18 protein-coding genes and 2 tRNA genes are annotated in these 21,918 nt (G+C 62.8%); 7 read left to right on the top strand and 13 right to left on the bottom strand.

The window, feature by feature from the left end:
• Window positions 1-30: 30 nt before the first annotated feature.
• A complete protein-coding gene (locus DSC91_RS33375; protein WP_115782760.1) occupies window positions 31-1,227 on the top strand; it encodes a polysaccharide biosynthesis/export family protein in 1,197 nt (398 codons plus the stop codon).
• Window positions 1,228-1,250: 23 nt separating this feature from the next.
• The gene (locus DSC91_RS33370) at window positions 1,251-3,638 is read left to right on the top strand and encodes a polysaccharide biosynthesis tyrosine autokinase (RefSeq protein WP_115782759.1); all 2,388 of its coding nucleotides are present in this window, start codon (window positions 1,251-1,253) and stop codon (window positions 3,636-3,638) included.
• A 108-nt stretch (window positions 3,639-3,746) separates the two neighbouring features.
• Here DSC91_RS33370 and DSC91_RS33365 read toward each other — a convergent pair whose 3' ends face one another.
• The 3 genes from DSC91_RS33365 to DSC91_RS33355 form a co-directional block, all read right to left on the bottom strand.
• Complete coding sequence (locus DSC91_RS33365) at window positions 3,747-4,169, bottom strand: helix-turn-helix domain-containing protein (RefSeq protein ID WP_115782758.1); 423 nt, start codon at window positions 4,167-4,169, stop codon at window positions 3,747-3,749.
• Window positions 4,166-4,579 (bottom strand): type II toxin-antitoxin system HigB family toxin, encoded by a 414-nt coding sequence (locus tag DSC91_RS33360; RefSeq protein ID WP_229758101.1) that lies wholly within the window; start codon window positions 4,577-4,579, stop codon window positions 4,166-4,168. Before DSC91_RS33360 ends, DSC91_RS33365 begins: the two co-directional genes overlap by 4 nt.
• 111 nt (window positions 4,580-4,690) lie before the next feature.
• Window positions 4,691-5,908: a glycosyltransferase family 4 protein gene (locus DSC91_RS33355; RefSeq protein WP_115782756.1), complete on the bottom strand. Its 1,218-nt coding sequence runs from the start codon at window positions 5,906-5,908 to the stop codon at window positions 4,691-4,693.
• Between the two features lie 176 nt (window positions 5,909-6,084).
• Here DSC91_RS33355 and DSC91_RS33350 point away from each other — a divergent pair, with 176 nt between their 5' ends.
• Window positions 6,085-7,368, top strand: coding sequence for a glycosyltransferase family 4 protein (locus DSC91_RS33350; RefSeq protein WP_115782755.1), 1,284 nt, complete (start codon window positions 6,085-6,087; stop codon window positions 7,366-7,368).
• Here the strand turns inward: DSC91_RS33350 and rpiA are convergent.
• Window positions 7,365-8,051, bottom strand: a complete 687-nt coding sequence (rpiA, locus tag DSC91_RS33345; RefSeq protein WP_115782754.1) for a ribose-5-phosphate isomerase RpiA — start codon at window positions 8,049-8,051, stop codon at window positions 7,365-7,367. The genes DSC91_RS33350 and rpiA overlap by 4 nt on opposite strands.
• A 295-nt stretch (window positions 8,052-8,346) precedes the next feature.
• Here rpiA and DSC91_RS33340 point away from each other — a divergent pair, with 295 nt between their 5' ends.
• Window positions 8,347-9,582, top strand: coding sequence for a glycosyltransferase family 4 protein (locus tag DSC91_RS33340; protein ID WP_115782753.1), 1,236 nt, complete (start codon window positions 8,347-8,349; stop codon window positions 9,580-9,582).
• Window positions 9,583-9,614: 32 nt separating this feature from the next.
• Here DSC91_RS33340 and rlmB read toward each other — a convergent pair whose 3' ends face one another.
• Together rlmB and rnr are read right to left on the bottom strand one after the other, a co-directional pair.
• Window positions 9,615-10,361 (bottom strand): 23S rRNA (guanosine(2251)-2'-O)-methyltransferase RlmB, encoded by a 747-nt coding sequence (rlmB, locus tag DSC91_RS33335; protein ID WP_115782752.1) that lies wholly within the window; start codon window positions 10,359-10,361, stop codon window positions 9,615-9,617.
• 183 nt (window positions 10,362-10,544) lie between these two features.
• Window positions 10,545-13,061 (bottom strand): ribonuclease R, encoded by a 2,517-nt coding sequence (rnr, locus tag DSC91_RS33330; protein WP_115782751.1) that lies wholly within the window; start codon window positions 13,059-13,061, stop codon window positions 10,545-10,547.
• 304 nt (window positions 13,062-13,365) lie between these two features.
• Between rnr and DSC91_RS33325 the strand changes: the two genes are divergently transcribed.
• The 3 genes from DSC91_RS33325 to DSC91_RS33315 all read left to right on the top strand — a co-directional run bounded on the left by DSC91_RS33325 (window position 13,366) and on the right by DSC91_RS33315 (window position 15,082).
• A tRNA-Leu gene (locus DSC91_RS33325) sits at window positions 13,366-13,452 on the top strand.
• A 250-nt stretch (window positions 13,453-13,702) separates the two neighbouring features.
• A tRNA-Leu gene (locus DSC91_RS33320) sits at window positions 13,703-13,789 on the top strand.
• A gap of 165 nt (window positions 13,790-13,954) precedes the next feature.
• Entirely contained in the window at window positions 13,955-15,082 is a 1,128-nt protein-coding gene (locus DSC91_RS33315; RefSeq protein WP_229758102.1) for a tyrosine-type recombinase/integrase, read from the top strand.
• Window positions 15,083-15,448: 366 nt separating this feature from the next.
• Here the strand turns inward: DSC91_RS33315 and DSC91_RS38090 are convergent, their stop codons facing one another.
• From DSC91_RS38090 to DSC91_RS38580, 7 genes are all read right to left on the bottom strand, one after another.
• Window positions 15,449-15,940, bottom strand: coding sequence for a zinc-binding dehydrogenase (locus DSC91_RS38090; protein ID WP_268238815.1), 492 nt, complete (start codon window positions 15,938-15,940; stop codon window positions 15,449-15,451).
• Between the two features lie 241 nt (window positions 15,941-16,181).
• Window positions 16,182-16,457 (bottom strand): alcohol dehydrogenase catalytic domain-containing protein, encoded by a 276-nt coding sequence (locus tag DSC91_RS38085; protein WP_208645747.1) that lies wholly within the window; start codon window positions 16,455-16,457, stop codon window positions 16,182-16,184.
• Window positions 16,458-16,919: 462 nt separating this feature from the next.
• Entirely contained in the window at window positions 16,920-17,447 is a 528-nt protein-coding gene (locus tag DSC91_RS33300) for a GNAT family N-acetyltransferase (protein WP_115782750.1), read from the bottom strand.
• Between the two features lie 58 nt (window positions 17,448-17,505).
• Window positions 17,506-17,850 (bottom strand): DUF3088 domain-containing protein, encoded by a 345-nt coding sequence (locus DSC91_RS33295; RefSeq protein ID WP_115782749.1) that lies wholly within the window; start codon window positions 17,848-17,850, stop codon window positions 17,506-17,508.
• A 104-nt stretch (window positions 17,851-17,954) separates the two neighbouring features.
• Entirely contained in the window at window positions 17,955-18,995 is a 1,041-nt protein-coding gene (locus DSC91_RS33290; RefSeq protein ID WP_115782748.1) for an LLM class flavin-dependent oxidoreductase, read from the bottom strand.
• Between the two features lie 92 nt (window positions 18,996-19,087).
• Complete coding sequence (locus DSC91_RS33285; RefSeq protein WP_115782747.1) at window positions 19,088-20,029, bottom strand: ABC transporter substrate-binding protein; 942 nt, start codon at window positions 20,027-20,029, stop codon at window positions 19,088-19,090.
• 41 nt (window positions 20,030-20,070) lie between these two features.
• The gene (locus DSC91_RS38580; protein ID WP_115782746.1) at window positions 20,071-21,897 is read right to left on the bottom strand and encodes an amino acid ABC transporter permease/ATP-binding protein; all 1,827 of its coding nucleotides are present in this window, start codon (window positions 21,895-21,897) and stop codon (window positions 20,071-20,073) included.
• Between the last annotated feature and the right edge of the window lie 21 nt (window positions 21,898-21,918).

The raw sequence follows: 21,918 nt of genomic DNA, 5'->3' as shown, positions 1-21,918 counted from the left end.
AGTGCGCTGCCTCACGCGAGGGACCACGAAATGACTATCAAAACAATCGCCGCAGGGCTCGCGGCCGCAACGCTATGCGCCTGCTCACTGGCGCCGGGCCCCTATCTGGACAGCAAGCGGCTGGAGCCGCCTGCTCCGCCGGAGCAGACCGCGGAGAAGTTTCCGGTACACACGATCGACGTCGGCTATTTTCGCCAGCAGCGCGCAGCCGCCGTGCCGGCCGTCTGCCCGCTGTCGTGCCTGACGGCGAAGACGCGCAGCACTTACGACTACCGGCTCGGCATCGGCGATCAGTTGAGCATCATTGTCTGGGATCACCCGGAACTGACCGGTGGCGGCACGGGCGCGAATGTACCCCCGCTCCCCTCTTCCAGCGGCAGCTCGACACCCTCGCCCGGTCCCACGCAAACGCAGGGCGCGACACCGATCGCGCCGACGCTGACAGGCGGCGGTGAAGGCGGACTGACCGTACGCGTCGCCAACAACGGCACGATCTTCTTTCCGCGCGTGGGCCGCATCAAGGTGGTCGGCATGACCGCGCAGCAGGTTCAGGAGTCGCTGACGAAGGGCCTCGCGAAGACGATCCGCAATCCTCAACTCGACGTGCGCGTGTCGGGTTTCAACAGCCAGTCTGTGCAGGTGACCGGCAATCTGCGCACCCCCGCCTCCGAAGCGATTACCGATACGCCGCTGACCGTGCTCGATGCGATCAATCGCGCGGGCGGCGCGTTGCCCGACGCGGATCTGCAGAACGTCGGCGTGACCCGCGACGGCAAACGCTACACGGTCGACGTCGCCGCGCTGCTCGAAACCGGCGATCCGCAACAGAACGTCCTGCTGAAAGACGGCGACATCATCGACGTGCCGGACCGTTCGAACAGCCGCGTCTTCGTACTCGGCGAAGTGAACAAGCCGACCTCGCTGCCGATGAACCGCGGCCGTCTGACGCTCGCCGACGCGCTCACCGGCGCCGGCAGTCTCGACGTCAAAACCGGCGATCCACGCTTCGTGTACGTGGTGCGCGGCGCCGACAAGACGCTCACGCCCGACGTCTATCAGCTCGACATGACGCAGGTCGACGCGTTGATGCTGATGACCAAGTTCGAACTCCAGCCGAAGGATGTGGTGTACGTGCAGGTCGCGAGCTCGGCACGCTTTAACCGCGCACTCGAACAGATCACGCCGACCCTGCAGTCCATCTTCTACACGGTGCAGTTGTCCAGATAAAACGCTCGCGACGGAGTATCACTATGAGTACGTATGACATGCTGGACCAAGGACCGGCGCCAGGCGGCGACGAAGACGCAGTCATGCTCGACCTGCTGCGCATCGTCATCGATCAGATCTGGTGGGTGATCGGCATCGCAGGCTGCATCATTCTGGCCGCGGTGGTCTATAGCAAGATCGCTACGCCGATCTATTCCGCCGACGCGTTGCTTCAGGTCGAAGCGCAGACCGGTAACAGCACGCCGAGTCAGGTCGCGCTATCGCTCATGCCGTCCGTGGGCCCCATGCACACCGACGCGGAAATCGAGATCATCAAGAGCCGCGCGGTCGTGGAGCCGGTGGTCGAGCAGTTCAAGCTGAACTTCAGCGTGGCGCCGAAGACCATGCCGGTGCTCGGCAAGATCTCGTCGTTCTTCGCGCGCCCGGGCCATCCGCTCGGTGCGGCGTTCGGCATGACTTCGTATGCGTGGGGCGGCGAGCAATTCGCGGTCAGCTCGATCACGGTGCCGAAGCCGCTCGAAGGAGCGCAACTGACGCTGCGCGCGCTCGACCAGGGCCGCTATGAACTGAGCGACGGGTTCGGTCAACAGATCCTGACCGGCGTGGCCGGCCAGGAAGCCAGCGGCAACGGCGTTACGCTGCTCGTCAAGACGCTGGTGGCGCGTCCGGGCACCGAGTTCTACGTCACGCGCTTCAACCAGCTGGACGCCGTGGCGGGACTCTCTTCCGGTCTGCAAGTCAGCGAGAAAGGCCGTGAAACCGGCGTGGTGCAACTGTCGTACATGGGCACCGATCCGCACGCGATCACGGCGATCACCAATGCGGTAGCCGCCTCGTATCTGAAGCAGCGCACCGACCGCGCACAGGAAGAAGCGAGCCGCATGCTGAGCTTCCTGAACAGCGAACTGCCGCATCTGCGCGACGAAGTGAAAAAAGCCGAAACCGCGCTTTCGGAATACCAGTCCCGAGTCGGCTCGTTCCAGCCGACCCAGGAAGCCGGGGTCTACCTCGCCGGCGGTCTGGACTACGAAAAGCAGATTGCGTCGCTGCGTATCATGCGTGCGCAGTTGCTGCAACGCTTCACCGCAGAGAGCCCGGAAGTCCTGCAGGTCGACTCGCAAATAGCGGCCATGATGCGGGAGAAAGCGCGTTTCGAAGATCACTTCACCACACTGCCGAGTTCCGAGCGAAACGCCCTCGCCTTGCAGCGCGATGCGAAGGTCGCCGAGGAAATCTACGTGGCCTTGCTGAACAAAACCCAGGAGCTGTCGATTTCGCGTGCCGGGACGATCGGCAACGTGCATATCATCGATGAAGCGTTGCTGCCGTTATCGCCGGTGCGGCCGAAGTCGGCGTTGATCATTTCGGCCGGCACGGTACTCGGCATCATCGCCGGCATCCTGTTCGCGTTCTGCCGCCGCACGTTCTTCACCGGCGTGGCCGACCCCGAGTTCGTCGAGCGGCGCTTCCAGTTGCCGATCTTCGGCTCGATCGCCTTTAGCCCGGAACAGGCGCGTAGCGACCGGCAGTTGAGCGCCGCGCGCGCCGCGGCCCTGCCCAGCCCGAAGTCGACGCCGACCGAAGTGTCGGCGCAGTCGTCGGGCATGGCACGCATGCTTCGGTCTCGCTCGGCGGCGGGTCGCGAGAACAAGGTGCACGTCGGTAGGCAAACCGTCGTTGCGTTGGGCAAGACACCCATGCGGCCCCTGCTGGTGAAGACCCATCCGTACGACTCAACGGTGGAGAGCCTGCGCGGATTGCGCGCCACGCTGGAATTCGGCCTGGTCGACGCGCCCAACCGCATCGTGGCGATAACAAGCCCGGCGCCCTCGGATGGCAAAAGCTTTCTATGCGCGAATCTGGCAGCACTGATTGCGGAATCGGGCAAACGCGTGCTGCTGATCGACGCCGATCTGCGGCGCGGCCGCCTTGCGCAGTATCTCGGCCGCTCGCCCAATGGTGGCCTGACCGAACTGCTGACCGGCCAGGTCGACCTTGAAGTCGCGGCGCGCGCCACGGGCGTGGATGGCTTGCACTTCATCGCGACAGGCGCTTATCCGCCGAATCCATCCGAGATTCTGACGTCGATGCGCTTCGGCGAAATCCTCACGCGCTTCGAGCAGGAGTTCGATCTGGTGATCGTCGATACGCCGCCAGTGCTGGCGGTGGCCGATGCGGCGGTGATTGCGCATATCGCCGGGTCCACGGTGCTGGTCATGCGGTCCGGCGCTCACACGGAAGGCCACGTGGCCGAGACGCTGAAGAAGCTGCGGCGCGCGCGGGCCCGGGTGGTGGGCGGCGTGATGAATGCGGTGCCGCTCAAGAGCCACAACAGGAACGGCACGTACGACTACGCGTATGCGTACACCTACTCCGCCGGCGATCCGCTCGATACTCACGAATCACGATAGATCGGATTAAAGGCGTACAACGCAAAAGGGCTGTGCCGGATCGAGGCACAGCCCTTTTGCATAAGTTTGAGGTTCAGGCGTATGGAACGGCGCGAAGCTGCGCCGCTCTTACAGAAACGCGCTGACGTCGGTATGAAAGCGTACGGCAAGCGCCTTTGCCACCTTTTTGCTGATGGCGCGCCGGCCCGCGAGAATATCGCTCACCACGGTGGGCGATGCGATGCCGATCAGGTCCTTCTGCTTGAGTCCGTGGGTTTCCAGCAGGTGCCGCAACACCTCACGCGGCTCCGCTTTCGGGATCGTCACGTTGTTCACTTCCCAGCTTTCGATCAGGTCGGTGACGATCGCAAACAGATCGGCCAGCGGATCCTCCTCGTTACCGTTCAGGTGATCGGCGAGCGCGTTGGCGAGCCGCACCATCTTCTGATAGTCCTGCTCGCTGCGAATGGGTGTGATGGGCAACTGGGTTTGCAATGCGGCCCAGGTCTGAGCGATGTCGGGAAAGGCTCCCGGAAGGCGATCGGCATTCATGAGTTTAGATTCTTCCTCGTCCAAAGGTCGTATTCGGAATGCGTCAATACATGACGAACGAACAACGACTGCCTGTTGTAGTGAATCGCCGCGATGATCCGGAACCGGTTGCCGCCCACATCGAACACAGTGTATTGCGGCGGCACGTAGTCCACGCCCGCGAACGTCTGCTTCAGGTCGTTATAGCCATACGCGAGGCAAGCCTGCGCCAGTGAGTACCACGTCAACAACGCACTGCGCGCCTCCGGATGTCTTTTTATGAAGTCCTGCAACGCTTTCTTTGAAATGACCCGCATCGAATTTCCTCGCCTGTACACGCGCACCAAACATGCACGCTCTACCTGCAAGGCTAATAGGACAGGATCGACACCGATAGCCAGCCGGACGGCATAGGCCGAACAGCCAGCCATGGCTTACTGCCTTACGACAAAAGCATTTTATTCGCATATTGCGACGTTCGCAATATGCGAATAAAGAGATAGTCTGCCGCGCTTCATGACCTGCAAGCGAACTCACCCGATTCAGCGTCCCCAACTCCCTCCTTGCGCCCGTTCGCCGGGCCATGCGAGATCCTCGGTGGCCAGATCGGGTTCGATCCGCTCTGTCGCCGCGACCCTCAAACGCCAGCCGGACGCCGCGATCGTGCGCGTCACCTCAGCCATGAAGGCGCGCCGGAAAACCGCCGCGGAAAAACGCTCCGCATTCGCGCGGCATGCCGCCGGCGTGATCTGTTCACCCTGCCGCTCGAAGCGGTCAATCGCGTCGAGCATCGACACGACCGTTTGGCATCCGAAATACACGCCGGTAGGACGTGGCTCGCCGATCGGCACCACCGTTTCGAGCGCGCCCCCCTTGCCGAACGCGATGACCGGCGTGCCGCACGCCTGCGCTTCGAGCGCGACGATACCGAAGTCTTCCTCGGCGGCGAACACGAAGGCGCGCGCGCGTTGCAGATGATCCTTGAGAACCTGGAATGGCTGATAGCCGAGGATCGTTACATTCGGACCGGCCTTGGCGCGAATCGCTGCCATCTCCGGTCCGTCGCCGATCACGATCAGCTTGCGGTGCGGCGTCGCGTTGAAGGTTTCGACGATCAGATCAATGCGCTTGTAAGGCACCATCCGCGAGGCGGTCAGATAGAAGTCTTCCTTGTGCGTGCACAACTCGAACTTGTGTACGTCGACGGGCGGCGGAATCACGGCAGCATCGCGCCGGTAAGTTTTCATCACGCGCCGTCCGACGAATTGCGAATTCGCGATCAGACGATCGACGCTGTTCGCCGAGTGCGAATCCCAGCCGCGCAGATAGTGAAGCAACGCACGCACGAGCCATGACTTCGGCCCGCGCATCAGATTCGCTTCGCGCAAATACTGATGTTGCAGATCCCACGCGTAGCGCATCGGCGAATGCACGTAGCTCACGTGCGTCTGATCGGGGCCGACCAGCACCCCCTTCGCGACCGCATAGGAACTCGTGATGATGAGGTCGTAACCGGAGAGATCGAACTGCTCGACCGCCAGCGGCATCAACGGCAGATACGCGCGATAGTGGCGCCGCGCAAACGGCAGCCCCTGGATGAACGACGTAGTGACAGGTTTGCCGCCTACCGGCCCGCGGTCTTCGAGGAAATCGACGAGGCTGAAGAGATCGGCATCGGGGAAACACTCGATGATCTGTTCGAGCACTTTCTCGGCGCCGCCGGGTGCGACGAGCCAGTCGTGCACGATCGCCACTTTCATGATCTCCCCGCCTATTGATTAACGACCCATGGCCATAGCAACGAGTGTAAGTTCCGCATCATTTGCCGTGCGTGCGTATGCCCACATTCGACGCGCGACAGTCCGCGAATAATGAGGACTCGCTATTCGCTTCTTGCGAACGGCGAGCCCGATCACTTCGTCCGACTTTGCACTTTATGCGCCCGACGATCGACGCTACGCCACTCGCCCATTCCTTGCCGCTGGTTCAGCAGGCCCTGGTCGATCCATCTGCCGCGCCCGCGTCAACGGTAGCGGCGGCCACTCCGGCAACGCTCCCGACGACAATGCCGAGCGTGCTATTCGTCGACCAGAGCGGCCAACTCGGCGGTGCGGAATTCGCGCTCCTGCAACTGGCCGGCAGCTGCATCGCGCGCAGCGAAGTCGTGCTGCTTTCCGACGGTCCATTTCGCGTGCGGCTCGAAACGCTCGGCGCACGCGTGCAGGTGCTGAACGACCCGCGTGTATCGGGCATCGTTCGGCAGGCGTCCGGGTTGACCTGTCTGCGCGTCGTGCCCGGCATCCTGCGCCACGTCCGTGCAATCGCGGCGCGCGCGCGAGCCTTCGACGTGATGTTTCTCAACACACAAAAAGCACTCGTGCTCGGCGCGCTCGGCAAACCGCTGCATCGCAAACCGGTGATCTGGTATCAGCACGATATCCTGACCCGCGAGCATTTTGGACGTGTGCAGTTGAGCGTTATCAAATGGCTGGTGCGCTTCGCGGTTGACCACGTGGTTGCGAATTCGCAGGCATCGAAGCGCTCGCTGATCGCGCTGACGGGCATCGCGGCCGATTCGGTGCCGGTCGTCTACAACGGTATCGACATCGACGCATTCAAGCGCATCGACGACAGCGACATGGCCGCGCTGCGCACGCGACTGGGTTTGCCGGAGCATGCGTGGCTGGCGGGTTTGTTCGGCCGTCTCGCGCCGTGGAAAGGTCAGCACATTGCGCTCGAGGCAATGGCGCGGCTGCCCGGCGTGCACCTGGCGCTGGTCGGCGCGGCGCTATTCGGCGAGGACGCGTACGCGCAACGCCTGCACGAGCAGGCCGAGGCACTGGGCGTCGCGGAGCGCGTGCATTTCGCGGGCTTTCAGGAAGACGTGCCGGCGTGGATGAAAGCGATGGACGTGATCTTGCACACCTCGACCGAGCCGGAGCCGTTCGGGCGGGTGATCGTCGAAGGCATGGCGGCCGCGCGCCCGGTGATCGCGGCGGCCGCGGGCGGCGTGACCGAGATCGTGCGGCATCGGCGCAATGGCTGGCTAGTGAAACCGGGGGATGCGGCCGCGCTGGCCGATGCGATCGGCGTATTGCGCGCCGATCCGGCACTGGCGCAGCGCCTCGTGGATCAGGCGCTGGCCGATGCACAAGCCGGGTTTTCGGTGGATCAGTATTTGCAGCGGATGATGCAGGCGATCGGGCAAGCCGCGCGCTAATATGCGATCGTCTCGACGCCCGTCTCCGTGCCGAGCATGCACAGATTCGCGCCGCGGCCCGCGAAGAGCCCCACCGTCACCACGCCCGGCCACGCATTGATTTGCATTTCGAGCGTGCGCGGGTCGCTGATGCGCAGACCCTTGACGTCGAGGATCTCGTTGCCGTTATCGGTAATGAACGGCACCCCTTCCTTCGTCACGCGCACCACCGGCACACCGCCGAGCGCCGTCACGCGGCGGCCGATCGCGGTGCGCGCCATCGGCACGACTTCAATCGGCAGCGGAAAGTTGCCGAGCGTGCCGACCAGCTTGCTCGCGTCGGCGATGCAGACGAATACATCCGACACCGACGCGACGATTTTCTCGCGCGTCAGCGCGCCGCCACCGCCCTTGATCATCGCGCCGCTGTGGTCGATTTCGTCGGCGCCGTCCACATACACCGGCAGCGAATCGATTTCGTTCAGGTCGAGCACCTTGAAACCATGCGATTGCAGACGCGCGGTGGTGGCGAGCGAGCTCGACACGGCGCCGCGATAACGGGCCTTGCTGGCGGCTAGCGCGTCGATAAAACAGTTCGCGGTGGAGCCGGTGCCGACGCCGATCACCGAGCCTTCGGGCACGTTGGCGTTCACGTAGTCGGCGGCGGCCTGGCCGACCAGTTGCTTGAGTTCGTCTTGGGTCATGGCGAATGCGGGTTGCAGTAAAAACCGCAAGTTTACCGGAGTGGCGTCGCCAGGCTGGATTTATCGGGTGGATTCGCCGAAAAAACCGCCGTGTGCCCGTCGAGCGGCCCGCATTCATGATCCCGGAACCTATCAAACAGCCCACAGCCAGCAAGCCAGTGTAAGGGTCATGTCAGTCACAGTGCGTACGCACGGCCACACTGAACACGTGATAGTCCGCGAATAATGACGCCACACAGGTCACGCCTCGTTGACCGTCCCACTGATCTCATTTCGCTATCCTACACGCCCGACGATGAACGCATCCGAACTCACCAGCCACTTTCCGCTCGCCCAACCGGCGCAAACGGAGACGACCACGCAGGAACTCCCGGAGGCGCCCACGGTGCTGTTCGTCGACCAGAGCGGTCAGTTGGGCGGCGCTGAATTTTCGTTGCTGCCGCTCGCGTCCGCGTGTACCCAGCGCGGCAAGGTCGTGCTGCTTTCGGAAGGCCCGTTTCGCGGACGGCTCGAAGCATTGGGCGTACACGTGGAGGTGATCAACGAGGTGCACGTATCGGGCATCAACCGCGACGCGATGCAGCTCAACTGGCTGCGCGCGCTGCCTGGAATCTGGCGGCAGGTGCGCGCGATCGCCGAGCAGGCCAAGCCATTCGACGTGCTGTTCCTCAACACGCAGAAGGCACTCGTGCTCGGCGCGCTCGGCAAGCCGCTGCATCGCAAACGTGTGATCTGGCATTTGCACGACATCATGTCGCGCGAACACTTCGGGCACGCGCAACTGTTTATTGTGAAGTGGCTCGTGCGGCATGCCGTCGATCATGTGGTCGCCAATTCACGGGCGTCGGCGAACTCGCTGATCGCACTTACCGGTCTCTCCGCCGACGCGGTGCCGGTCGTCCACAACGGCATCGATGCCAGTGAATTCAGTCGAATCGACGCCAGCGACATGGCCATGCTGCGCCGTCGCCTCGGTCTCCCGGAGAAGGCCTGGCTCGCCGGGTTGTTCGGGCGTCTCGCGCCATGGAAAGGACAGCACATTGCGCTCGCCGCGCTGGCACGCATGCCGGACGTACACCTTGTGCTCGTCGGCGCCGCGCTGTTCGGCGAACACGCCTATGCGCAGAGTCTACATCGCCAGGCCGAGCAGCTCGGCATTGAGGACCGCGTTCATTTCGCCGGCTTCCGTGACGATATGCCGACGTGGATGAAAGCGATGGATGTGATCCTGCATACGTCGACGGAACCCGAACCGTTCGGGCGCGTGATCATCGAGGGCATGGCGGCCGCGAGGCCCGTGGTCGCGGCGGCGGCGGGCGGCGTCACCGAAATCCTGCGGCATCGCAAGAATGGCTGGCTCGTGAAACCCGGCGACGTGGAGGGTTTCGTCGATGCGGTTGAAACGCTGCGCGCGGCGCCGGAGTTTGCCCAGCGCCTCGCCGACCAGGCGTTCGCCGATGCGCAGCGCGATTTCTCGCTCGACGGCTATCTGGAGCAGATGACGCTCGCGATCGCCCACACGGCGCGCTGACGGGTCAAGGGATTCGGCGCCCTGCTTGCGCCTTACTTCTTCTTCACCGAGCGCTGGCGCACCGCTTCGAACAGACACACACCGCTCGCCACGGACACGTTCAGGCTCTCGACCGTCCCCGCCATTGGAATCTGCATGACCACGTCGCAGGTATCGCGCGTGAGGCGGCGCATGCCCTCGCCTTCGGCGCCCATCACCAGGGCGACCGGGCCGTCGAGTTCAGTCTCGTAGAGGCTCTTGGTGGCTTCGCCGGCCGTACCGACCACCCACACGCCCGCGTCCTTCAACTCACGCAGCGCGCGCGCCAGATTCGTGACCGTGATGTACGGCACGGTGTCGGCCGCGCCGCTCGCCACCTTCGCGGCCGTCGCGTTCAATCCCACCGCGCGGTCGCGCGGCACGATCACCGCATGCGCGCCGGCCGCATCGGCCACGCGCAGGCAGGCGCCGAGATTGTGCGGATCGGTCACGCCGTCCAGCACCAGGATCAACGGCGAACCGGTGATGCCGTCGAGCAGTTCAGCCAGATTCTGCGCAAGCGGCATGTCGCTCGCACGCGCAACCACGCCCTGGTGACGCTCGGTATGCGCGAGACCCCACAGACGCGTTTCGTCGGCGGCAATCAGGCGCACGCCGGCTTCTTTCGCCGCGTGCAGGAACTCGGTCATGCGACGGTCTTTGCGCGTGGCGTCGTAGTAAACCTCTTCGACCGTCGACGCATCGTGCCGCATGCGCGCGGTCACTGCGTGGAAACCGTATAGAACCTTGAGACGTGACATGACTGAAAAACCTTTGATTGAGCGCGCCCTGAACGCGCGCTGCTGTGATGAATACGAGCCTGCTTACCGTGTTGCCTGAGTAGCGTGTCTCGCTACCTGATTTGAATGCGATGAAACGAAGACCGCGCGCAACCGGTACGTGTCAACGTACCCGATGCGCGCGGTTCAAGCCGTCAAACGACTTCAGCGCTTCTTGCGGGCCTGCGGTTTCGAGGCCGGCTTGGCCGACGCGCCGCCGTGCTTCTTCGCCGCGCCGCGTGCCGCCCGCGCTTCCTTGACGGCCGCGGTTTGCGCCGGCGCGGCCTTCTTGCGCCGTCCGCCCGGCGCCGCCGCGCCACCTGCGCCGCCATCAACCGGCGGCAATGCGCGCACACGCGCACCGCCGCTTTCGCCGGCGGCCTTGTCGGCGAGAGCCGGACGGCTCGCCGGCGGCTTGATCGGCGTATCGCGCACGAGGCGGAAGTCGATCTTGCGCGCGTCGAGATCGACGCGGCTCACCTGCACCCGCACACGATCCGACAGACGATAACGAATGCCGGTGCGCTCGCCGCGCAACTCGTTCTTGATCTCGTCGTACTGGAAGTAGTCCGAGCCCAGTTCGGTGACATGCACGAGGCCCTCGATGAAGAGCGAATCGAGTTGCACGAAAATGCCGAACGACGTCACGCCGTTCACCATGCCGCCGTACTCTTCACCCAGCTTGTCACGCATGAAGTAGCACTTGAGCCAGGCTTCCACGTCGCGCGAGGCTTCGTCTGCACGGCGCTCGTTCGACGAGCAATGCAAACCGAGTTCTTCCCAGATCGCCACGTCTTTCGAGCGGTTGCGGGCGCCGTGTTTTTCCTCGTCCGCCTGCTGCATCGCGCGGGCGCGCGGCGACAGCGCCGTATTCAACTCGACGCCTTGCGGCGGCTCCGGCTGATACTTGCGGCCTTGCAGGATCGCGTAGATCGCGCGGTGCGTGAGCAGGTCGGGATAGCGGCGAATCGGGCTCGTAAAGTGCGCATACGCCTCGTACGCTAGACCGAAGTGGCCAATGTTGTCCGGACTGTAGACAGCCTGTTGCATCGAGCGCAGCAGCATGGTCTGCAACATCTGCGCGTCCGGCCGCTCGCGGATCTGCGCCATCAGCGCGGCGTAATCACTGGCGTGCGGCTTGTCGCCGCCGGCAAGCGTGAGGCCCATGCCGCGCAGGAAGGTGCGCAGATTCTCGAGCTTCTCCGCGGTCGGCCCCGCGTGCACGCGGAACAGACCCGGGTGCTTGTTGCGCTTGAGGAAGTCGGCCGCGCAGACGTTCGCGGCCAGCATGCATTCCTCGATCAGCTTGTGCGCGTCGTTGCGCGTGCGAGGAATGATCTGTTCGATCTTGCCCTGCGCATTGCAGACGATGTACGTCTCGGTCGTATCGAAGTCGATCGCGCCGCGCTTCTGGCGAGCGGCGAACAGCGACTTGTAGACGCCGTAAAGATTCTGCAGCTGCGGCAGCAAGGCGGCGCGGCGCGCGGCTTCCGGACCTTTGGTGTTTTTCAGCACCGCGGCCACTTCCGTATAGGTCAGCCGCGCCGCCGAGTGCATCACGCCCGGATAGAACTGATACGCCTTCACCTCGCCGCGCGCCGTGACGATCATGTCGCACACCAGCACGCAACGGTCGACATTCGGATTCAGCGAACATAGGCCGTTCGACAGCTTCTCCGGCAGCATTGGGATCACGCGGCGCGGGAAGTACACCGAGGTGCTGCGTTCGATCGCGTCGGCGTCGAGACCGCTCTTTGGATGCACGTAGTGCGACACGTCCGCGATCGCGACGATCAGGCGGAAGCCTTCGCCGCGACCGACCTGAACCGGCTCGCAATAGACGGCGTCGTCGAAGTCGCGGGCGTCTTCGCCGTCGATCGTGACGAGCGGCACGTCGCGCAGGTCGATACGATGGCGCGCGTCGACCGGGCGCACTTCGTCGGGCAGCCTGGCGGCTTCGTCGAGCGCGGCCTGGCTGAATTCGTGCGGCACGCCGTACTTGCGCACCGCGATTTCGATTTCCATGCCGGGGTCGTCGATGTCGCCGAGCACTTCCACCACCCGGCCGAGCGGCTGCGAGTGACGGCTCGGGAAATCGGTGAGCTCGACCACCACCACCTGGCCGACCTTGGCCTTCTTGGTGTTCTGCGCGATCAGGATGTCATGGCCGATGCGCTTATCTTCAGGCGCGACGATCAGCGCGCCGTTCTCGTTGAGCAGGCGGCCGATCACGCGCTTGTTGGCGCGGTCCGTGACTTCGACGATATGGCCCTCGGGCCTGCCACGACGGTCATAGCCGACGATGCGCGCGAGCACACGATCGTTGTGCATGACCTTCTGCATTTCGCCGGTGGGCAGGAACAGATCGTCCTGACCGTCGTCGCGAATGAGGAAACCGTAGCCGTCGCGATGGCCCTGCACGCGGCCCGCGACGAAGTTCGACGGATGGGTCAGCTGATAGAGATTGCGCTGATCGAGCCGGATCTGGCCGTCGCGCTCCATGGCGCCTAAGCGCTTGAAAAATCCTTCGCGCTCCTGGCGCTTGATCGACAGGGCTTCGGCGATGTCGTTCGCGGCAAGCGGCGCTTCACTCGTGCGCAGGACGCCCAGGATTTCTTCGCGGCTCGGGATCGGATACGGGAATTTGCTCAAGGGCTTGTCGATGATTTTTTCTCGTTGCATGGACGTCGGTCGGCGATGTGGCTGGGCTCAAGAGGCGCTTGGGTTGCGCTTAAGTTGCACTTGCGATTGCACTGGAATGACTGCTCGGGTCCGGCTCGTTCAAGTCTGAGTCCGACGGGCGTGTGCACCGTGCCAACGAACTACTGCGAGGCATTCTAACACCCGTCTTGTGCGCCACGCGGCCCGTCAATAGTCGCTGTGAGGCGCATGCAGGCTTGCTGCGGCGATGTTGAGGCGACTTTTGAGAAACGCTTGACAGCCCTGAATCTGTCGCTATAATGGCGTTCTTTGCTGTTCATCACCTGCCCAGGTGGCGAAATTGGTAGACGCACTAGGTTCAGGTCCTAGCGGTGGCAACACTGTGGAGGTTCGAGTCCTCTCTTGGGCACCAGATTCAGAAGTAAAGCCGCCTGGCATTTCACATAGGCGGCTTTATTTTTTGTGTGAAGCCATGTGGTCCGATTCTGGTTTTTCGAGCGGATCTTGGGGTTGGCAGGACGGTTGACTCGCGGCGGTCGGGCAGTGAAGTTTTGCTTCGCTGCATGGCACAACCGGGCGCTTGATGAAGCGGTAGTTTGTTTGCATGCAGGGATTGACACGCTGCATCATCACGCTAAAATAGCAGTCTAGTTTGAAAACGTGCCCAGGTGGCGGAATTGGTAGACGCACTAGGTTCAGGTCCTAGCGGTGGCAACACCGTGGAGGTTCGAGTCCTCTCCTGGGCACCATCAGTTGTTCCGGCTTAGTTCCAACATAAGCCGAAGTAGTTCGAGAAACCCCGTAAGATCAACGTCTTACGGGGTTTTTTGTTGCCTGAAGTTCCTGTGCGTTCCACTGGCATCGACGATTTTTGCGTATGCACTTGCGTATACACGGAATCGAGGTGCCAGGCCATGCCCAAACCCGCCGAACCCAAGTCCGAAGTGGTGTTTCGTGTTGCCAAACCCCGTGAGCGTCCCTATCTGCTCACGGATGGGAATGGGCTTGCCTTACGCGTCTGGCCGGATGGAAGCAAGACCTGGCTGCTCCGCTACCGACGACCGAGCACGGGCAAGGAGAACTTCCTCAGCCTCGGCCCCTACCCCGATATCACGCTCACTGATGCGCGACGGTCGGCCACTACCGCACGCAATCTTGTGCACGAAGGCATCGATCCGGTTGCATATCGCCAGGCCGAGTCCATCGCCCGCAAACGCGTGGCCGAAGGCGCCTTCCATCTCGTGGCCCAGCGCTGGCTCGACTTCAAACGCAAGGAATGGGCGGACGAAACCTACCGGAAGGCGGAGTTTGTCGTGCGCGAATACCTGACTCCCGCACTCCGCAACAAGCCCATCTCAACGCTTGCCACGCCAGAGGTCAAGCCGGTACTCGAAGCGATTGCCTCTCATGCGCCTAACCTCGCGACCAAGGCACGGCAGTATGTCGGTGGCATCGTGACGTACGCCGTCCAGAACGGACTGCGCGCAGATGGCGCCGCCTTGATACTGCGCGGCGTTGTGCCTCGCCACAGGAAAGGCCATATACCCGCGATCACCAGGCCTGCGGACATTGCTCCGCTCGTTCTTGCTATCGACGCCTACAAGTCGCCTATTACGCGTGCCGCCCTCAAGCTCACCATGCTGACCGGCCTGCGCCCCGGAGTGGTTGCCGCAGTTCCGTGGGACGAGGTAAATCTCAAGACAGGCGAATGGCACGTTGCCGCCGAACGGATGAAAATGCGGCACGATCACATCGTGCCATTGCCCAAGCAGGCGATCGCTGTCCTGAACGAGTTGCAGTCACTCACTGGCAAGGGGCACTACGTCTTTCCGTCCCCCTGCCCGCCAGAAGACTCCTCATTTGCATCGAGATGCACTGAGCAAAGCACTGCGGGAGATGGGCTTTCAAGGAAAACACGCGACGCACGGTTTCCGGGGCATGCTTCGTACGGTTGGACGGGAACGACTCGGAATGGATATCGACGCTCTGGAAGCGCAACTGGCACACGCCAAACGTGGCGATGTGCAAAAGGCCTACGATAGAACAACGTTTGACGATGATCGTCGCAGGGTCATGCAGGAGTGGGCCGACTATATTGATCGGCTAAGCATGCCAACGACTGCCACAGGATCAAGCAAGCGAACCTGAGCATACCCGCTCGATTGTCAATCCACTGGCTACATCCTTGCGGGGACGGGATTTCCGCCAGCTCGTGTATCGACGATACCGTCAGGCACTTTCCAACGCAGTCTTGGCAGAGCTCGCAGAAGCCATGATCCTAACGCCAGCTGAGCCTTCGTGCTGATTTGGTACATCTGCCCGACGGGATCCAGGATAGCCCATCGAAACTATAAGACCGTGCCCCATAGAGGTTCGCCTGTTTTAGGTGCAGAGCGTCCCGTTCCCACTCAAATCTCTACGACAATCTTGCCAAAATGCGAACCGCTGCGCAGATAATCGAATGCCGCGGGCACATCCTCAAACGCAAATTTTTTGTCGATGACCGGCTGAATGTGTTTCTCTGTCACGAAGTCCAGCGTTGCCTCGAGGTGGCTTCTTGAACCGACACTGATACCTATGATATTCGCGTTGATGCTCTGCAAACGCATCAGATTTGCCGTCGGCCCGAAGCCCGTTATGACGCCAATCTGCGCGATAGTCCCGCCCGCTGCCAGCACCTTTAACGACTTGGGAAACGTATCTGGCCCGCCGATCTCAAGTACGTGCGTGACACCTTTACCCTCCGTCACACGCAGCACCTCTTCGTCCCATTCCGGATGCTTTGCATAGTTCACCAGATCGTTCGCGCCGAGCGAACTCGCCCGTTTCAGTTTTTCGTCGGAAGATGACGTAATCACCGTTTGGGCACCGACCGCCAAGCAGAATTGCAAGCCAAACAGTGAAACGCCCCCCCGTACCCTGAATCAGAACCACCGAATCCTCATTGACGTTCGCGCGCGGAAAGAGCGCGTGCCATGCAGTTACCGCCGCGCAGGGCAGCGTCGCCGCTTGCGTTGATGAAAGTTTGTCTGTAATCCGAACGAGCGCGCTCTCAGGTAGCGCAACGAACTCGGACAGGACGCCCGGTGTATCACCACCAAATGCCGACTTGATATAGCGGGCGTCGAATCCACCGCTTACTCAATCGCGAAAGAAAGTGTTCGCAACCCGATCGCCCAAGCGAAACTTCTCCGCTCCCGGCCCGACTTCGACAACAACGCCCACGCCGTCCGACACCGGCACGAGGCCCTGTCGGGACGCAGTGGATTTCGCATCAAGCACCAGCAGATCGCGATAATTCAAGCTCCACGCCTGCATTTGCAGGAGCACTTCCCTTGATCGCAATTGCGGTTGCAATACCGACACGAGCTCGGGGCGGAAAGTTTTCCCATCGAGCCTCAATTGGTACTGCCTCATTTTATTCTCCATCACATTTCAATAAAGTTGGACCGAGCGTATCAGGCCCACGGTGACGGCAGCGCGTCGCATTCCTCGCAGCGGCCCAGCGAACAGCCAGTTTGGCCCTGCCGATACGCGTTTTGACACGCTCCAGGCCGTACGCTGTCGGATCTCCGCGGTGCGCGAGACATCGATGGACCAGACAACCTGATCGCGCCTGGCGTCGCTCGCGATGGGCGCACCTCATCACAGCCCTTCGACGCAGCCAGACGTTCGCCGTCCCGGACGCCTATTCGATCCAGGCCGCCAGCACGATCGGCCGCGCGGGTGACAAGGCATCACTGCCGGACGCGCTGCAGGCGCGCGAAGTACGGAGCCAGCACAATCCGCAGTCCGTCGTTGCGTCGGAAGGGCGACACGTGCTCTGGCGGATGTGGCTGAGTTGTGCATCAACCGACAAAGAAACAGGGCGTGTCCGCGTCAGTCGGTTGGCAACGTCGGCAGATTTTTCTCGAACAGGTAGCCAGGCGGCTCATCCTCACCGAAATCATGAGCCGACAACAGCGTATAGCCACTGGCCTGGTATAGCGCGATGGCTTCGGGTTGACGGGGGCCCGTGCTCAGAAATACACGCGTGTACCGCAGACCAACAGCCTGCGCCTCGAGTTCAACCAGCACACGACGTGCAAGCCCTTGACGCCGATGGCTGCGACTGACCCAAATGCGCTTGAATTCGGCGGTGCCAGCGTCGGCATGGCGCATGAACGCGCCACCCGCGATCGCCCGCCCGTCGCGGAGCAGCAGCACGAACGCGCCGTGCGGCGGAGCGAACGCCTCGACCGGATAGCGCTGTAGTTCGCTCGAGATCTCCTCGGCCTTGATCAGGCCGGCATACCGGCTGCCGTACTCGTGGGCTAGTTCATCGAACAAAGGACGAGCCAGCGGGTCGTGAACCGAGACGTAGGTGAAACGGTCTTCCGGCACAACTGACGAGAACGCAGCGACCATGCCTTACCCCTTGCGTGTGTGGCTGGACTCCAGAACCCAGCGCGTGGTGTGAATAAACTCAATGAAGCTTCGGGAAGCCGTGCCGCTCGGCCAGCAGCGCAAGAATCCGCCTGGTATCGGTGACAAAGCGCTTGTCGCCTAGTGTCTGCGCGTCGTCGGGTATCGGATGCCCATCGCCTAGTACGAGTACCGGCAAACCTTGATGCGCTTCGTCGAGTGCAGCGACCACCTCCTGTCTTGGCCGCAAGAACGGCACGCGCTTCACATCGAGTTGCGCGGCCCGTTCGGAGTCGCTCGCGAGCAGCCCTTCGATCGCCACGCCGTGCGGACACACAAAGCGCTCGCTGGGATGAGCGGGATCGGTGAAACCTGGTTCCAGCAACAACAGCAAATCTCGGCTCATGGTGAACAATCCTTTCGTAGTCGATGAGTAATACGTATTCAGGTTCGATGGTGCTACGCCGGCATCTCAATGAAGCCATCGCGCCGGCAACAGGCGAGCTGCTGCTAGGCGGCCGCGGGCTCGCGCGCGGCTTCGGGCCGCCAGCCCAATTCGGGTGCGACGCGCGTGACGACATCTTCTAGAATCTGCTGATAGTTTTCGAACGGCAGGTCGTACGGCAGTTCGAGGCGCAGTTCGCGGACCTGCCCGACGACCGGATCCTCAAGCAAGCGGCTGACGATCTCGTCAGCCGTACCGACCAGATCGGGCACAAACAGCGTGCGCCGCTCGCCATGCGGCGTCAGCGTGCGCGCGTGGCGCCCTTCGGCGAACTCGCGATAGCGCTGCCGCGTGCGGGCGTCGGCGCTGTCGATCGGCACGATCACACGGCCCAGTGCAATACGCGGTGCCCGCGCTTTGCTCCAATGCGACCGGAACAGATCGAGCTGGCGTGATTGCGCGTCGCGATAGTCGTCGGTGCCCTCGCCCGTCGTGATGTTGCCGATCAGCAGATTGAAACCGTTGCGGCCGGCCCATTCGATCGAATGCCTCGAACCGCCGCCGTACCAGAGCCGATCGGTCAAGCCAGGCGCATACGGTGTCACACGAGGCCGCACGCGACCCGCCGCCGATTCGACGAACGTGTCCTCATCGCCCAGCCACTCTTGCGCGAGATTACAGCGCAGACGCTCCACACGCGCATGCGAAAAATCGATCAGTTCAGGATTAGCGTCGAAGAGCCGCTCGCCGAGCAGAATGCCGTGCGCGGGGGCGCCCGCGCTCAGGCCGATGTTCAGGCGGCCGCGAGACAGCACATCGACGGTCGCGAGATCCTCGGCGAGACGAAACGGGTTCTCGTAACCCATCTGGATCACGGCCGCGCCGAGTCCGATATGCGTCGTACGCTGGCTCGCTGCCGCGAGGAAGGTCGCGGCGGACGACACCGCTCGCTCGAGGTGGCGCTGGCGCACCCACGCACTGTCATAGCCGAGTGCCTCACCGATACGAAAGAGTTCGAGCGTCTGCTCGAAACCCGCAAGTGGCGCATCATCCGGATAGTTGCCGGGCGTCAGGAAAGCAAGATGATCAATGTGGACGGCACACATACGAGCCTGGTGGTTGTTCTGGCGAGACGTTGGCGCCCTACAGGAAACGCCACCCACCAAGGTCGGCGTTCCCAGTAGGGCGTGCGCTTTATTCAGGCATCCGGAAAGCCGGGTGGGTTGGTTTCCGAGTGCGCCAATGCTTCCGATTGCAGTCCCCAGCGGGCAAGCGCGGCACGATATTGCCCGCCACGGATCAACCCATTCGTCGCGCTGGTCAGCGCCTGGGCCAGGCCGCTGCCCTTGCGGGTCGCGATGGCGACATCGGCCTTGAACGGCCAGCCGGCGTTGACCGTACCCACCTGACGGATTTGCCCCTGCGTCGCGGCCTCATAGGCGAGCGGCGCGTGCGGATTGAAAATCGCATCCGCGCGACCCGATAGCAGCGCAAGGCGCTCGGAGGCGCCGTCGTCGTAGTACTGCAATGTGGCTTCCTTCAGCCCCTGCGCTACGTTGCGCCGGTTCCATTCGAGCAGAATGCGCTCCTGGATCGCACCCGAGCCTGTAATGATCCGCAGCCCCGCGATATCCCGCGGCTCACTGATCGACTTGATGGAACTGTCGTCCCGCACATAGAAACCATGCAAACCCAGCCTGTACGTCGTGAAGTCGAACTTCTGTTTGCGCTTCTCCGTCACGCCGACGTTCGAAATCACCGCATCGTAGCGCCCCGAGACGAGACCGAGCGGCCAGTCCGGCCACGCGACCGGCACGAGTTGCAGTCGCAGGCCGAGGGCGTCGGCGACCAGTTGCGCGTAGTCGGGATCGGAACCGACGATGCTGCGGGCATCGGTCGCGTACGTGGCGATCGGCGTAGCGAATGGCGCAACTGCCACCGTGAGCACGCCGGGCGTGACGAAGCGATAACCCGCGATCAGCCGCAGCGCGTCGGGATCTTTCGGCGCATGCGCACGACCTTGCTGCTGCGGGCTGAAATCGTAAGACTGCGTGGCCGCCCGTGCGAGCCCGGCGGACCATGCGATCGGCACGGTAGCCAGCGCGGCCAGGTTGCTCAGGAACGTCCGGCGTTTCGTCATCGATCCAGTTGGGTGGTGGGATTGTTTGCGTGACATGCGTTTCAGAGCACCTTTGAAAGAAATTCGCGGGTACGCGGGTGAGCCGGGTCGCCGAGCACGCGCGCAGGCGGTCCCGACTCCACGATGCGGCCACCGTCCATGAACACGATCGTGTCGGCGACCTCGCGCGCGAAGCCGATCTCGTGCGTGACGATGATCAGCGTCGTGCCGGATCGCGCAAGCTGACGGATCACGTCCAGTACTTCGTTGACGAGTTCCGGATCGAGCGCCGAGGTGGGTTCGTCAAACAGCAGAACCTTCGGCTTCAGCGCTAGCGCCCGGGCGATCGCAACGCGCTGCTGCTGGCCGCCGGATAGCTGGCGTGGCCACGCGTCGGCCTTGCCGGTGAGTCCCACGCGCGCGAGCAGAACGCGTGCTTGCGCTTGCGCCTCCGCACGCGGCACGCCTGCCGCAAGCGGTGCCTCGATGACGTTGTCGAGCACCGTCAGGTGCGCAAACAGGTTGAAGCTCTGGAACACCATGCCGACACCGTCGCGGCGGCGCTGAAGAATGTCCCGCTCCATGAGCTCGTAGAGCGTGCGCCCTTCGCGGCGATACCCAACGAGTTCGTCGTCGATATCGATAAAGCCGTCGTCGACGCGTTCGAGGTGATTGATCGAGCGCAACAAGGTCGACTTGCCCGAGCCTGACTGGCCGAGAATGACCGTGACGCTGCCCGACGGAAACGAGAACGAAACGTTATCGAGTACCTTCAGTGTACCGAAGCTTTTCGACACGTTGTGGATGCCTACCCTTCCGCCGACGCGCCGTTGAGCCCAGCCTGCCGCTGCCGTTGCCGCTTCTGCCGCCACTGGCGTGCGATGCTTGCGATCCGACTGAGCCGAGGTTTCGCTACGTGCGGCACGCGCGGTACGCCACCGCCTGAATAGCGCGGCCAGTGGCGACACCGCCACCTGCTCGCGCGTCGAGCCACGTGCGTAATACCGTTCGATGTGAACCTGGATTGCCGACAACACGGTCAGGATGATCAGATACCAGACCGTCGCGACCATCAGCAGTGGAATCACCTCGAGGTTGCGGTGATAGATGATTTGCACCGTGTAGAACAGGTCCGGCATCGCGAGGATATAGACAACCGAGGTGCCTTTCGCGAGCCCGATCACGTCGTTGAACGCTGTCGGAAGAATCGCGCGCATGGCCTGCGGCAGCACGATGCGGCGAACCTGGCGACCGCCCGGCAAGCCGAGCGCGGCGGCCGCTTCGCGTTGTCCGTGGTCGACGGAGAGAATCCCGCCGCGGATCGCCTCGGCCGAAAACGCGGCATGATTCAGCGTGAGCCCAAGCACGGCCGCAAAAAACGGACTGATCAGGTCGGTGGTCGATTCGTTCAGCAGCGCGAAGTGCGTGAACGGCACGCCGATCCAGATCGTCTCGTACAGATAACCGAGATTGTTCAGCAGGAGCAGCAGCACGATCGGGGGAATCGAGCGGAACAGCCAGATGAAGGCCCACGCGCAGCCCGCCAGTAGCGGAGAACGCGATACGCGCGCGAGTGCCAGCGGCGTGGCGAGCGCGAAGCCGAAGAGCGCGCCGAGCCCTGTCAGTACGAGCGTGCGCCCAAGCCCGGAGAGCACAGGTTCGGCGAAGAACCACTGCGCGAAGACACCCCAGCCCCAGCGTGGATTACCGAGTATCGAGTTCAGCACGATCGCGACCACGACCACGGCGAGCAAGGTGGCGGCTGTGCGCGCATGATGCCGCGCCGGCACGATCCGGTAGTGCGCGTAGTCGTGGCCGTCGTCGGCGCCGGCCTTCTGTCCGGCATGAACCGCGTGCGCGGGACCCGCGAACTGGGTGGTGTCGCTCATGATGCTGTCCTCCTGCGTTGC

This window comes from Paraburkholderia caffeinilytica (genome assembly GCF_003368325.1).
Lineage (GTDB): Bacteria > Pseudomonadota > Gammaproteobacteria > Burkholderiales > Burkholderiaceae > Paraburkholderia > Paraburkholderia caffeinilytica.
Note: the sequence above shows the minus strand (reverse complement) of the source record. Positions and strands in the feature narration are given on the sequence as shown.

Bases quoted from the DNA above. Each gene is read 5' to 3' on its own strand.
- DSC91_RS33340 (WP_115782753.1), top strand. From the start codon at position 8,347: ATGAACGCATCCGAACTCACCAGCCACTTTCCGCTCGCCCAACCGGCG.
- DSC91_RS33315 (WP_229758102.1), top strand. From the start codon at position 13,955: ATGCCCAAACCCGCCGAACCCAAGTCCGAAGTGGTGTTTCGTGTTGCC.
- DSC91_RS33290 (WP_115782748.1), bottom strand. From the start codon at position 18,995: ATGTGTGCCGTCCACATTGATCATCTTGCTTTCCTGACGCCCGGCAAC.
- DSC91_RS38580 (WP_115782746.1), bottom strand. From the start codon at position 21,897: ATGAGCGACACCACCCAGTTCGCGGGTCCCGCGCACGCGGTTCATGCC.
- DSC91_RS33350 (WP_115782755.1), top strand. From the start codon at position 6,085: ATGCGCCCGACGATCGACGCTACGCCACTCGCCCATTCCTTGCCGCTG.
- DSC91_RS33370 (WP_115782759.1), top strand. From the start codon at position 1,251: ATGAGTACGTATGACATGCTGGACCAAGGACCGGCGCCAGGCGGCGAC.
- DSC91_RS33300 (WP_115782750.1), bottom strand. From the start codon at position 17,447: ATGGTCGCTGCGTTCTCGTCAGTTGTGCCGGAAGACCGTTTCACCTAC.
- DSC91_RS33285 (WP_115782747.1), bottom strand. From the start codon at position 20,029: ATGACGAAACGCCGGACGTTCCTGAGCAACCTGGCCGCGCTGGCTACC.
- rlmB (WP_115782752.1), bottom strand. From the start codon at position 10,361: ATGTCACGTCTCAAGGTTCTATACGGTTTCCACGCAGTGACCGCGCGC.
- DSC91_RS38085 (WP_208645747.1), bottom strand. From the start codon at position 16,457: ATGAGGCAGTACCAATTGAGGCTCGATGGGAAAACTTTCCGCCCCGAG.
- rpiA (WP_115782754.1), bottom strand. From the start codon at position 8,051: ATGACCCAAGACGAACTCAAGCAACTGGTCGGCCAGGCCGCCGCCGAC.
- DSC91_RS33295 (WP_115782749.1), bottom strand. From the start codon at position 17,850: ATGAGCCGAGATTTGCTGTTGTTGCTGGAACCAGGTTTCACCGATCCC.
- DSC91_RS33375 (WP_115782760.1), top strand. From the start codon at position 31: ATGACTATCAAAACAATCGCCGCAGGGCTCGCGGCCGCAACGCTATGC.
- rnr (WP_115782751.1), bottom strand. From the start codon at position 13,061: ATGCAACGAGAAAAAATCATCGACAAGCCCTTGAGCAAATTCCCGTAT.
- DSC91_RS33360 (WP_229758101.1), bottom strand. From the start codon at position 4,579: ATGGCTGGCTGTTCGGCCTATGCCGTCCGGCTGGCTATCGGTGTCGAT.
- DSC91_RS33355 (WP_115782756.1), bottom strand. From the start codon at position 5,908: ATGAAAGTGGCGATCGTGCACGACTGGCTCGTCGCACCCGGCGGCGCC.
- DSC91_RS33365 (WP_115782758.1), bottom strand. From the start codon at position 4,169: ATGAATGCCGATCGCCTTCCGGGAGCCTTTCCCGACATCGCTCAGACC.